The organism is Lysobacter firmicutimachus (assembly GCF_037027445.1).
GTDB classification, from domain to species: domain Bacteria; phylum Pseudomonadota; class Gammaproteobacteria; order Xanthomonadales; family Xanthomonadaceae; genus Lysobacter; species Lysobacter firmicutimachus.
Window position 1 is genome coordinate 3031856 of sequence record NZ_JBANDL010000002.1, and the last position, 11653, is coordinate 3043508.

The 11653-nt window shown below is 70.7% G+C and carries 10 protein-coding genes; 8 read left to right on the plus strand and 2 right to left on the minus strand.

Annotated elements, in window-relative coordinates:
* Window positions 1–299: 299 nt before the first annotated feature.
* From V2J18_RS13260 to V2J18_RS13290, 7 genes are all read left to right on the plus strand, one after another.
* Window positions 300–1919 (plus strand): methyl-accepting chemotaxis protein, encoded by a 1620-nt coding sequence (locus V2J18_RS13260; protein ID WP_064749839.1) that lies wholly within the window; start codon window positions 300–302, stop codon window positions 1917–1919.
* 40 nt (window positions 1920–1959) lie between these two features.
* Window positions 1960–2427 carry a chemotaxis protein CheW gene (locus V2J18_RS13265; protein WP_064749840.1) on the plus strand — a complete coding sequence of 156 codons (468 nt, stop codon included), beginning with the start codon at window positions 1960–1962 and terminating at the stop codon, window positions 2425–2427.
* Window positions 2424–3710 (plus strand): CheR family methyltransferase, encoded by a 1287-nt coding sequence (locus V2J18_RS13270; protein WP_064749841.1) that lies wholly within the window; start codon window positions 2424–2426, stop codon window positions 3708–3710. The genes V2J18_RS13265 and V2J18_RS13270 overlap by 4 nt, the downstream gene beginning before the upstream one ends.
* On the plus strand, window positions 3707–4321 hold the full coding sequence (locus V2J18_RS13275) for a chemotaxis protein CheW (RefSeq protein WP_336131994.1): 615 nt from the start codon (window positions 3707–3709) through the stop codon (window positions 4319–4321). Before V2J18_RS13270 ends, V2J18_RS13275 begins: the two co-directional genes overlap by 4 nt.
* Window positions 4318–6618 (plus strand): hybrid sensor histidine kinase/response regulator, encoded by a 2301-nt coding sequence (locus V2J18_RS13280; protein ID WP_336131995.1) that lies wholly within the window; start codon window positions 4318–4320, stop codon window positions 6616–6618. The genes V2J18_RS13275 and V2J18_RS13280 overlap by 4 nt, the downstream gene beginning before the upstream one ends.
* Window positions 6619–6712: 94 nt before the next feature.
* On the plus strand, window positions 6713–7732 hold the full coding sequence (gene cheB, locus V2J18_RS13285; protein WP_064749844.1) for a chemotaxis response regulator protein-glutamate methylesterase: 1020 nt from the start codon (window positions 6713–6715) through the stop codon (window positions 7730–7732).
* Window positions 7729–8739, plus strand: a complete 1011-nt coding sequence (locus tag V2J18_RS13290; RefSeq protein ID WP_064749845.1) for a GGDEF domain-containing response regulator — start codon at window positions 7729–7731, stop codon at window positions 8737–8739. The genes cheB and V2J18_RS13290 overlap by 4 nt, the downstream gene beginning before the upstream one ends.
* A gap of 48 nt (window positions 8740–8787) precedes the next feature.
* On the opposite strand, the gene V2J18_RS13295 is transcribed toward V2J18_RS13290, so the two are convergent.
* Entirely contained in the window at window positions 8788–9399 is a 612-nt protein-coding gene (locus V2J18_RS13295; RefSeq protein WP_336131996.1) for a hypothetical protein, read from the minus strand.
* Between the two features lie 260 nt (window positions 9400–9659).
* Complete coding sequence (locus V2J18_RS13300; RefSeq protein WP_336131997.1) at window positions 9660–10865, minus strand: S41 family peptidase; 1206 nt, start codon at window positions 10863–10865, stop codon at window positions 9660–9662.
* A gap of 266 nt (window positions 10866–11131) precedes the next feature.
* Here V2J18_RS13300 and V2J18_RS13305 point away from each other — a divergent pair, with 266 nt between their 5' ends.
* The gene (locus tag V2J18_RS13305) at window positions 11132–11413 is read left to right on the plus strand and encodes a hypothetical protein (RefSeq protein ID WP_064749848.1); all 282 of its coding nucleotides are present in this window, start codon (window positions 11132–11134) and stop codon (window positions 11411–11413) included.
* Window positions 11414–11653: the final 240 nt, after the last annotated feature.

An 11653-nucleotide genomic window follows, 5' to 3' on the forward strand; every position in this document is an offset into this window, starting at 1 on the left:
CCGTAGGCTGGACGGCACGTCGGCGCCGCATCGCCGCCGAACCTCGGCGGCCGGCGAACACAGGGGACCCGATGCGATACCCCGGGGAGCGGACTGCGCGCGGTGCGAACTCGGTCACGTCCGGACCGCCCCCGCTTGCCCCTATGCTCCGCTCGCCGACCACGGCCGCAAGCCCCAGTCACGCCGCCGTCCGCTGCGCCTTCGCCAATGCCGGAATCCGCGCACGATCGCGCCGCGCCGCCGCCTTGCGTCGCTCCCGCCGGGCTGGAGAAGTCGCGACAAATCCGACAGGATGAGCCATGAACAACATTACGATCCGCCAACGCATCGTGCTCGGCTTCGCCATCATCGTCGCTGCGATGCTGGTGATGGGAGGCATCGCCTTCGTCCGCCTGCAGCACATCCAGGACGAAGAAACCCTGTTGCGCAGCGACTCCATCCCCGGCCTGTACGCGTCCGGGCAGATGGAGGCGGCCTGGCATTCGTACTACACCGCCCTGCACGGCCTGGTCGGCCTGCCGGCGACCGAACTGCCGCAGGCGCAAGCGCGCCTGGAGGAGCGCCGCGCCGCTTACGAGGCCACGGCCAAGCGCTACGACGACACTATTTCCCAAGCAGAGGACCGCGCCGGCTTCCAGGCCCTGGCCGGACTCACCGCACCGCTGTTCGCCCAGCAGGCCGAACTGATCCGCCTGGCCGGCAGCGACTCCGGCGCGCTGCAGAAGACGCTGCGCGAGCGGATCGACCCGATGTTCGAAAAAGCCGAACGTGCGATCGGGCGGATGATCGAATACAACAACGACCGCGCGGTCGTCTCCGGCAAGCGCATCGACGACGCGGTGCAAGCGGCGCGCTACGGCATGAGCATCGCCTTCGCCGTCGCCCTGCTGGTCGCGGTGCTGGCCGGGTTCTATCTGCTCAAGGCGATCACCGAACCGCTGCAGCGCCTGGCCGACGCCGCCGACGTGTTCGCCAGGGGCGATTTCAGCCAGCGCCTGAATTTCCGCCGCACCGACGAGTTCGGCATCCTGGCCAACGGCTACAACAAAATGAGCGGCGAACTGTCGGGCCTGGTCGGCCAGGTGCAGACCTCGGGCATCCAGGTCAATTCCTCGATCAACGAGATCACCGCGACCCTGCGCGAGCAGCAGGCCACCGCGGCGCAGATCGCCGCGACCACCACCGAGATCGGCGCGACCTCGCGCGAGATCGCCGCGACCTCCAAGGAACTGGCGCGGACCATGGATTCGGTCGCGACCAGCGCCGAACAGACCGCGACCCTGGCCGGCAACGGCCAGGACGGGCTGGCGCAGATGGAAGAGACCATGCGCCGGATGATCGACGCCACCGCGGCGATCAGCGGCAAGCTCGCGGTGCTGGCCGAGAAGGCCAACAACATCGGCCAGGTCGTCACCACCATCACCAAGGTCGCCGACCAGACCAACCTGCTGTCGCTCAATGCCGCGATCGAAGCCGAAAAGGCCGGCGAATACGGCCGCGGCTTCTCGGTGGTGGCGGTGGAGATCCGCCGCCTGGCCGATCAGACCGCGATGGCGACCCTGGACATCGAGCAGATGGTGCGCGAGATCCAATCGGCGGTCTCGGCCGGCGTGATGGGCATGGACAAGTTCTCCGAAGAGGTGCGCCGCGGCACCGGCGACGTGCAGCGGGTCGGCGAACAGCTCACCCAGGTGATCGACCACGTGCAGACCATGGTGCCGCGCTTCGACGCCGCCAACGAAGGCGTGCAGGCGCAGGCCGCCGGCGCCGAGCAGATCAACCTCGCCCTGAGCCAGCTCAGCGAAGCCGCGCAACAGACGGTCGATGCGCTGCGCCAGTCCAACCAGGCCATCGACGAGCTGCACCAGGTCAGCGCCAGCCTGCGCGACGGCATTTCCAAGTTCAAGCTGCTGGCCTGAGCGAAGGCGCCGGCGGCGCGACCGACCCAGCGGAGAACGCGTGCTTTTTCTCGTCTTCCAGCTCGACCAGGACCGATATGCGATCGAAGCGCGGCGGGTGACTGCGGTGCTGCGGATGGTCGCGCCCAAGGCGATCCCGCAGGCTCCGGCCGCGGTCGCCGGCCTGTTCGACTACGCCGGCGAACCGGTGCCGCTGATCGATCTGAGCCAATTGGCGCTGGGCCGGCCGGCGCAGGCGCGGCTCAGCACGCGGGTGGTGCTGGTGCCCTATGCCGACGGCGCGGGCCGCAACCGCACCCTCGGCCTGATCGCCGAGCAGGTCGTCGAAACCGTGCAGCGCGACCCGGCCGAATTCGTCGCCAGCGGTGTCGATTCCGCCGAAGCCGGTTACCTGGGCCCGGTCGCCTCCGATGCGCAGGGCCTGCTGCAATGGGTGCAGATCGAGCGCCTGTTGCCGGCATCGCTGCGCGACCTGCTGTTCGCGGCGACGGACCGCGAACCGGCATGAAGCTGGCCGGCTTCGAGCGCTGGCTGAAGGAGACCATGGGGCTGGACGCAAGCACCATCGGCCCGACCATCGTCGACCGCGCCCTGCGCGAACGCATGGCCGCGGCCGGCAGCGCCGACCTGGCCGGCTACTGGCAAACGCTGCGCGCCTCGCCGCTGGAGCAACAGGAGCTGATCGAAACCGTGGTCGTGCCGGAGACCTGGTTCTTCCGCGACCGCGAGGCGTTCGCCGCGCTGGCGCAGCGATTCGGCCCCGGCGGCAGCGGCGAGCGCACGCTCGACCGGCTGCGCCTGCTCAGTCTGCCCTGCTCCACCGGCGAAGAGCCCTACACCATGGCCATGGCCATGCTCGACGCCGGCCTGCCCGGCGAGCGGCTGGCGATCGACGCCGTCGACATCAGCGAGCGAGCATTGGCCAAGGCGCGCCGCGCCGTGTACGGCAACAACTCCTTCCGCGGCAGCGAACTGCAATACCGCGAACGCCACTTCAGCCCGGTGCCCGGCGGCTGGCAACTCGGTGCGGCGGCGCGCGAGCGGGTGAACTTCCAGCAAGGCAACGTGCTCGACATCGGCTTCCTGCCCGGCGAGGCGGTGTACGACGCGGTGTTCTGCCGCAACCTGCTGATCTACTTCGACCCGCCGACCCAGGCCCGCACCGTCGCCGTGCTCGACCGGCTGCTGCGTCCCGACGGGCTGATGTTCGTCGGCCCGGCCGAAACCGGGCTGATGCTGTCGCTGGGTTTCGTCTCGGCGCAGCTGCCGATGGCGTTCGCGTTCCGCAAGCCGGCCGCGAACGACGCCGCCGTCGTGCCAGCCGCCGCCACGGCGGCACGCCCCCTCCCCAAACCGCTGCCCGCCAAGGCGGCGGCGCCGGCGCCGGCCAAGCCGCGTCCGCGCGTCGCACCGGCGCCGGCCGCCATTCCCGCGGCAACTCCCGCCGCGGCGCCGGCCGCCAACGCCGCGCCGCTGCAGATCGCTCAGCGCGCCGCCGACGACGGCCGTTTCGACGAGGCGATCGCGATCTGCCAGGCGCAGTTGCGCGAACACGGGCCGTCGGTCGAGGCCTTGTACCTGCTTGGCCTGGTGCTCGGTGCGATCGGCCAGGCCACGCGCGCCGAGGACAGCTTCCGCAAGGTGCTCTATCTCGATCCGGCCCACGAGGAAACCCTGATGCACTTGGCCCTGCTGCTCGACGCCAAGGGCGACGCCGCCGGCGCGCGCGTGCTGCGCAGCCGCGCTCAGCGCCATCGCAAGCACGAAATCCAGGGCGGAGGCCGCACATGAACGCAGGCGACGAACGCAGCACCGGCGGCTCGGCGGTCGCGCGCCTGCTCGAGCGCGCGCCGCAGGCGCAGGACCTGCGCGAGGCCACCGCCCTCGCCGCGGCGCACGGCGCCGGCCAGGCGATGCTCAGCGGTTCGGCCTTTTTGTTCCGGCTCGGCGGCGAGTGGCTGGGGCTGGACAGCGCGGTGGTCGACGAGGTGATCGAGCCGCGCGTCGTGCACAGCCTGCCGCACCGCCGCGACGGCCTGGTGCGCGGGCTGGTCAACGTGCGCGGACGGCTGACCGTGTGCGTGGCGCTGGAATCGTTGTTCCAACTCGACGCGGCACGCACCGATGCGCGCTCGCGCCGCCGGCTGGTGGTGCTGGCCCTGCACGACCAGCGGCTGGCCTTCGAAGCCGACGAAGTGCACGGCTCGCATCGCTACGATCCCGCCGAACGCCTGCCGGTGCCGTCGACGGTCGCGCATTCGACTTCGCGCTTCAGCACCGGCGTGTTGAACTGGCAAGGCGGCGCGCACGCCGCGGCGAACGCAGGCGGACCGGCCCGGCACAGCGTCGGCCTGCTCGACGCCGAATTGATCTTGAGCACCATCAACCGGCGGCTGGGATGAGCAACGGCAATCTCCAGGACTACTCCCTGCACGACCTGTTCCGCCTCGAGGTGGAGGGCCAGAGCCAGTTGCTGACCGACGGCCTGCTGTCGCTCGAACGCCAGCCGACCGCGGCCGCCGAACTGGAGTCGTGCATGCGCGCCGCGCATTCGCTCAAAGGCGCGGCGCGGATCGTCGGCCTGTCGGCGGCGGTGTCCGTCGCGCACGCGATGGAGGACTGCCTGGTCGACGCCCAGAACGGCCGCATCCTGCTCGACCACGCCAGCATCGACGCCCTGCTCGGCGGGGTCGATCTGCTGGTGCGCATCGCCTCGACCCCGGCCGCCGAAGCCGGCGCCTGGATGCAGGACGAGGCGCCCGAGGCGTTGCGCTTCCGCGCCACGCTCGCCGCCGCGCTGGCCGGGGAAACCTCTGCGTCCGCAGCCGGCGCGCCGGCGATCCCGGCATCGGCGCAGGGCGACGCCGGTGCGGCCGCTGCTCCGGCTCCGGCTCCGGCTCCCGCACCGACGGCGACGGCCGCCGAAGCGCACTCCGCCGACGGCGAGGCCGAAGAGCGCGTGCTGCGTATCGACGCGCGCAATCTCAACCGCCTGCTCGGCTTGGCGGGCGAGTCGCTGGTGGTGTCGCGCTGGCTGGACCCGTTCGTGCGCTCGCTCAACCGGCTCAAGCAATTGCAACGCGACGGCGCGCAAGCGCTGGACCGGCTGGCCGAGGCCGCGCCGGCGCTGGCCCAGGAACAACGCGCCGCAGCTCTGCTGCTGCAGGCGCGCACCGCGCTCGGCGAGGCCCAGAGCCTGCTGGGCGAACGCAGCTATCAGCTCGACCTGTTCGAACGCCGCTTCGCCAGCGTCGCGCATCGGCTGTACGACGAGGCGCTGGCCAGTCACATGCGCCCGTTCGCCGACGGCACCCGCGGCCTCAATCGCATGGTCCGCGACGTCGCCCGCGAACTCGGCAAGCAGGCGCAGCTGGAGATCGCCGGCGCCAAGACCCAGGTCGACCGCGATGTGCTGACCAAGCTGGAGGCGCCGCTGGGCCATCTGCTGCGCAACGCGGTCGACCATGGCATCGAAACGCCGGAGGAGCGCCTCGCCGCCGGCAAGCCGGCCGAGGGCAAGATCCGGCTCGAAGCGCACCACGTCGCCGGCCTGCTGGAGATCGTGGTCGAGGACGACGGCCGCGGTATCGCGATCGACCGGGTGCGCGAGCTGGTGATCGAGCGCGGCCTGTCGGACGAGGCCACCGCGCAACGGCTCAGCGAGGCCGAACTGCTGGAGTTCCTGTTCTTGCCCGGCTTCACCCTCAAGCGCACCGTGACCGAGATTTCCGGGCGCGGCGTGGGCCTGGACGCGGTGCAGAACATGGTCAAGCAGTTGCGCGGCAACGTGCGCCTGACCGCCCGCCCGGAGCAAGGCCTGCGTTTCCAGCTGCACCTGCCGCTGACCACCTCGGTGCTGCGGACGCTGGTGGTCGAGATCGGCGGTGAGCCTTACGCCTTCCCCTTGGCGCAGATCGCGCGCACCGCGACCGTCGCGCGCCAGGATTTGCAGTGGCTCGAGGGCCGCCAGCACTTCGCCCTCGACGGCCGTCGCGTCGGCCTGGTCGCGGCGCAACAGTTGCTCGGCGGCGAAGCCAAGCCGGCTCCGGAGCAATTGCAGGTGGTGGTGCTCGGCGACCGCGGCCATGTGCACGAGTACGGCCTGGCCGTCGACCGCTTCGTCGGCGTCAGCGAACTGGTGGTGCAACCGCTGGACCCGCGCCTGGGCAAGGTCAAGGACATCGATTCCAGCGCCCTGCTCGACGACGGCACGCCGGTGCTGATCGTCGACGTCGAGGACCTGCTGCGCTCGATCGAACGCCTGGTCTCGACCGGCCATTTGGCCCAGGTGCGCTACGACGACGGCGCCCACACCGCATCGCGCAAGCGCGTGCTGGTGGTCGACGATTCGCTGACCGTCCGCGAGCTGGAACGCAAACTGATCGAAAGCGGCGGTTACGCGGTGGAAGTCGCGGTGGACGGCATGGACGGCTGGAACGCGGTGCGCTCCGGCCATTTCGACCTGGTCGTGACCGATATCGACATGCCCCGCATGGACGGCATCGAGCTGGTCTCGCTGATCAAGAAAGACGCCCGGTTGCGCGCCACGCCGGTGATGATCGTGTCCTACAAGGACCGCGAAGAAGACCGCCGCCGCGGCCTGGATGCGGGCGCGGACTTCTACTTGACCAAGGGCGGCTTCCACGAGGAAGCCTTGCTGCAGGCGGTGGTCGACCTGATCGGCGAGGCCGTCGCATGAGCGGCCTGCCGCGCGGGCGTCGCTGCGATAATGCCGCTATGGGAACGTCGCTATGGGAACATCGCAATGAGAGTCTGCCCATGAGTGCGTCGCGATGAGGATCGGCATCGTCAACGACCTCGCATTGGCGGTGGAAGCGCTGCGGCGCGCGCTGAGCCAGCGCTCCGACCACAGCGTAGTGTGGACCGCGAGCAGCGGCGAGGAAGCGGTGGCGCAGTGCGCGCGCAACACCCCCGACCTGGTGCTGATGGATCTGATCATGCCCGGCATGGGCGGAGTCGAGGCGACCCGCCAGATCATGGCGCGCAGCCCCTGCGCGATCCTGGTGGTCACCGCCAGCGTCGGCGGCAACGCGCCGCTGGTGTTCGAAGCGATGGGCCACGGCGCGCTCGACGCGACCGACGTGCCCGCGCTCGGCAGCGACGCGCCGGGCGCGGCGGACGGGCTGTTGGCGAAGATCGACTTGATCGGCCGGCTGATCGGCGACCGGCCGTCGCGCGCGGCGCCGCGGCCGCAGCGCCGCAACGGCAGCGGCGAACGCCTGATCGCGATCGGCGCGTCCGCCGGCGGCCCGGCGGCCGTGGCCGAGGTGCTGGGCGGCTTGCCGGCGGCGTTCCCCGCGGCGATCGCCATCGTCCAGCACATCGACGAAAAATTCGCCGGCAGCATGGCCGAATGGCTCAATCGTTATTCGCCCAATCCGGTGCGGCTGGCCCGTCCCGGCGACACCCTGACCGTCGGCGAGGCGCTGCTGGCGGCGACCAACGAGCACCTGGTGCTGACGCCGGACGGCGCGCTCGATTACGCCGCCGAGCCGAAAGAGCAACCTTACCGGCCCTCGGTCGACGTGTTCTTCGACAGCATCGCCGAACGCTGGCCGGGGCCGATCGCCGGCGTGTTGCTCAGCGGCATGGGCCGCGACGGCGCCAGCGGCCTGCTCGGCCTGCGCAACAAGGGCCACCACACCATCGCCCAGGACCGCGCGACCAGCGCGGTCTACGGCATGCCCAAGGCCGCGGCCGAACTCGGCGCCGCGGTCGACATCCTGCCTCTGGACCGTATCGCGGCGCGGCTGCGGGTCCTGTTCGGAGATCAACGGAGCGCATCGTCATGAGCGTCATCGAGCCACCCGCCGCTGTCGACTTGCGCCCGGGACGCATCGTCGTGCTGCTGGTCGACGATCAACCGATCATCGGCGAAGCGGTGCGGCGCGCCGTCGCCGGCGCGACCGACATCGAGTACCACTACTGCGCCCATGCCGGCGAAGCGGTCGCCGCCGCCGAGGCGCTACACCCGACGGTGATCATGCAGGACCTGGTCATGCCCGGCATCGACGGCATGAGCCTGGTACCGCTGTACCGCGACAGCCCGGTCCTGCGCGACGTCCCGATCGTGGTGCTGTCGAGCAAGGAGGACGCGGCGGTCAAGAGCCAGGCCTTCGCCATCGGCGCGGCCGATTACCTGGTCAAGCTGCCCGACCCGATCGAGCTGATCGCGCGCATCCGCCATCACTCGCGCGCCTATCTCAACCAGGTCGAGCGCGACGCCGCCTACCGCGCGCTCAGCGAAAACCAGCAGAAGCTGATGGAGATGAACGAGGCCTTGCGACGGCTCAGCGAGGTCGACGGCCTCACCGGGCTCAACAACCGCCGCTACCTGGACTCCTTCCTCGATCACGAATGGCCGCGCGCCGCGCGCGAGCGCAGCGACTTTTCGGCGCTGATGATCGACGTCGATTACTTCAAGTTCTACAACGATACCTACGGCCACCTGGCCGGCGACGAAGTGCTCAAGGCGGTGGCCGGCGTGGTGCGCACCTGCGCGCGGCGCCCGGCCGACGTCGCCGCGCGCTACGGCGGCGAAGAGTTCGCCCTGATCCTTCCCGCCACCGACATGGAGGGCGCGCACACCGTCGCCGAGCAGATCTGCGCCGAAGTGCGCGCGCTGGACATCCCCAACGAGCGTGCCGCCAACGGCCGGGTCACGGTCAGCGTCGGCGGCGCCACGACGATGCCGGCGCCGGGCACCTCCTACAAGCCGCTGCTGGAACTCGCCGACGCCGCGCTGTACGAGGCCAAGCGCTCGGGCAAGGACCGCGCGGTGCAGCGCCGGCCGGAGTGACGCCGCGCGCCCGGCGCATGAGCCGGGGCGGACGACGACACGGCGCGCTCAGTCCTCCGGTAGGACGATCTTGGCGCAGTCCGGCCCGCTCAGCATCGGATCGTCGACGCAGGGCAGACCGCCGGGCACGCGCTGCGGATAGCGCACCGGCGCGTGGCCGCCGCCCCAACCGGGAAAATACGCCGCCGTGCGCGAAGGGCCGCGGTCGATGAGGGTCGTGGTCTGGACGAAACGCTCGTCGCCGTAACGCTCGACCCGGTAACCATGGAGTTCGCTGTAGCCGTAGGCCGGCAGCACCGCCTCGATGCGCACCGACGGCCGGGCGTAGTGCAGATACACGCCGTCGTGCGCCGGTGCATGCGAGCGGTAGCGGGGGTAGTGGCGACCGTCGCGGCGCCGTTCGTCGCCGCGGTCGCGATAGCCGTCGCGGTAATCGCCATGGCGATCGCGATAGCCGTCGTAACCGCCGACGACCGCTCCGCGATGCGTCGGAACCGTGGTGCGCGGCAGCACCGTGTCGTAAGGCGCCACGGTCTGCCCGGGCCCCGGAGTGAAGCCATACACCTGGACCGCGCTGCGCGATTGCGCCATCGCCTGGGCTGCGACGCCCGATAGCGACATCGCGGCGGCCGTAGCCAGAATCAGTCTTGTCGCGCTCATCGCCCGCTCCGCTGCCCTGTGGAAAGCCGCCGCGATGCCGGCACGGCGACAGGCCGATGGTAGCGCCCCGGAACCCGGCGGCGAATGCGGCAGGCCTCGGCAGCGGACGACATTCAGCCGGCAGACGGCGGCAGCGGCGGAAGGAATCGAATCCACCCGTTCAGATTAGGCCTCAGCAGCGGACATCGCAGTGGCGCGGGCCGCCTGCGAGACCTTGCCGCGGTCCACATTCGCCGGTGCCTTCCCGCTCGCCGCCCCGGTCACGGCGCCAGCGCATCGATCGCCGCCTCCAGGTCCGGGTCGCGGCCACTGCACAGGTCGGCGCGGGTCCATTCGATGCGCCGGTCCGGCGTCATCGGCCGGTCGCCCAGATCGCGTCCGTCCGCCGCCCACAGCCCGTGCACCGGCACGGTCAGCGACCAGCCGCGGGCCAGTTCGAACGTCTCGCCGCTGAGCAGCGCGCCGGCGCTGTCGCGGCCGAAGAAACGGGCGCCGCTGTACAGGCGCATCGCCCAGGCGAAGCCCTCGCCGGCGCTGGCGGTTTCGCCGTCGATCAGCACCACCACCGGCGACCGATAACGCGTTTTGCCCGGCAGTGGATCGGAATGGAACACCGCTGCGCCGTGCTGCGCGCCGATCGCCTCGAACACCGCCGCATCGGTGTAGGCGCCGATGGTCTTGGGCCCGCGCGCGATGTCGGCCGCGCTCGGCCGCCGGCCGAGCGACTGCAGATAGGACCGGGCATACAAGGCGAACACCGGGCGTTCGCCCGGCTGCATGAAATAGCTGGCCAGGCGCAAGGCCGACGTGTTGCCGCCGCTGTTGCGGCGCAGGTCCAGGATCAGGCCCTGGGTGTCGCCCAGATCGCTCATGGCGCGGTCGGCCAACTCGGCGGCGCCGTCGTCGAAACGGTCCACGCGCAGATAGCCCAGGCTCAAGCCTTTGCGCGGCGCATAGCGGCTCCAGCGCCAGCCGGGAGACTCCGACGCACTGAGCCCAACCCGGGCGACCCGTAGCGCGCGCGTCGCGCCGGCGCAGGTCCGCACGTTCAGATCGACGCGACTGCCGATCGGACCGGCGAGCGCATCGGCCGGCCCCTGCAGGCGATCGCCCGGTCGCAGCCCTTGCCGCCAGGCATCGCTCAACGGCGAGACCTCCACCGCGGTAGCCGCGCCTTCGACCCTTTCGAAACGAGCGCCGATGCCGCGCGCACGCGCGCCGCTCCCGGCCGGCGGCGCGATCGCGACGTGGGACACCTTCAATTCGCCGAGCATCCGCGCCACCAGGGCCTGGAAGGCCGCATCGTCGGCGACGCTGCCCAATTGCCCCCGATAGCGCTGCCCCACCACGGCCCAATCCGTGCCGTGGAAGCCGGGGTCGTAAAAGTTCGTCTCGACGGTCGTCCAGACCTGTTCGAACAACGGCCGATAGCCGCCCGGCGCCTCGACGCCGAACGCGGTTCCCATCCCAGCCAGCCACCCCGCCAACGCCAGCGCCGACGCCCTGCCCCACGAGCTGTCCCGCTTCGACTTCCTTTGCCGCATCGACCGCTTCCCTGAACGTCGGCGCCGTCGTGACGCCCGAAGCGACGTGATAGCCGATCCCGACGGGCGCCGGCAACGCCGTTCGTCCCGGCCATTCCCGGCTTGATCGCTTGGACGGCGCACAACGCGGCCTTCACATCGCCGGGCCTAGGCTGAATCCGCAGGGGCCGTCAGCCGGAGAGTGCGTCATGCACGCTGCGCAGCTGCGTTCGCTCAGCTATTGGGCGACCCACTACAAGCAGGCCCCCTTCTATCGCGAAGGCTTGTCCTTCTCCGACTACGCGCCGGCGATCTATCTCGGCATCGCCGCACGCGGCGACCATCCCGAGGCCTGCTTCAAGGACCTCGAGGCCGAACTCGAAGAACGCTACGCCCAGGTCCGGCAAGGCTCGCGCTTGAACTGGATCCGAGCGGTCGAGGTCGCCGAAGCGGCCTGGCACAGCATCCACGACGAGGCCGTAGCGGCCTGACCGGACGCCGATCCACGGCTCGGCGCGGCCGGCTGCAACGGCGTCCATAGCGGTCGCCAGGGCTGCGCCGATGCGCTGCCTGATGGCGGCTTGCGCCACACGGCGCGCTAACGCCCGGCGCGTTCGCCGGATCGCGCCTGCGCATCGTCTGCAGGCGCGATCCCGCGGTCGCACTTGAACCCGACCCCGTTGCCGAGTCGCGACTGGCCGATATCGAGTGGGTCGAGCTCGATAAAACGA

Bases quoted from the DNA above. Each gene is read 5' to 3' on its own strand.
- V2J18_RS13260 (WP_064749839.1), top strand. From the start codon at position 300: ATGAACAACATTACGATCCGCCAACGCATCGTGCTCGGCTTCGCCATC.
- V2J18_RS13270 (WP_064749841.1), top strand. From the start codon at position 2,424: ATGAAGCTGGCCGGCTTCGAGCGCTGGCTGAAGGAGACCATGGGGCTG.
- V2J18_RS13275 (WP_336131994.1), top strand. From the start codon at position 3,707: ATGAACGCAGGCGACGAACGCAGCACCGGCGGCTCGGCGGTCGCGCGC.
- V2J18_RS13280 (WP_336131995.1), top strand. From the start codon at position 4,318: ATGAGCAACGGCAATCTCCAGGACTACTCCCTGCACGACCTGTTCCGC.
- cheB (WP_064749844.1), top strand. From the start codon at position 6,713: ATGAGGATCGGCATCGTCAACGACCTCGCATTGGCGGTGGAAGCGCTG.
- V2J18_RS13290 (WP_064749845.1), top strand. From the start codon at position 7,729: ATGAGCGTCATCGAGCCACCCGCCGCTGTCGACTTGCGCCCGGGACGC.
- V2J18_RS13295 (WP_336131996.1), bottom strand. From the start codon at position 9,399: ATGAGCGCGACAAGACTGATTCTGGCTACGGCCGCCGCGATGTCGCTA.
- V2J18_RS13300 (WP_336131997.1), bottom strand. From the start codon at position 10,865: ATGGGAACCGCGTTCGGCGTCGAGGCGCCGGGCGGCTATCGGCCGTTG.
- V2J18_RS13305 (WP_064749848.1), top strand. From the start codon at position 11,132: ATGCACGCTGCGCAGCTGCGTTCGCTCAGCTATTGGGCGACCCACTAC.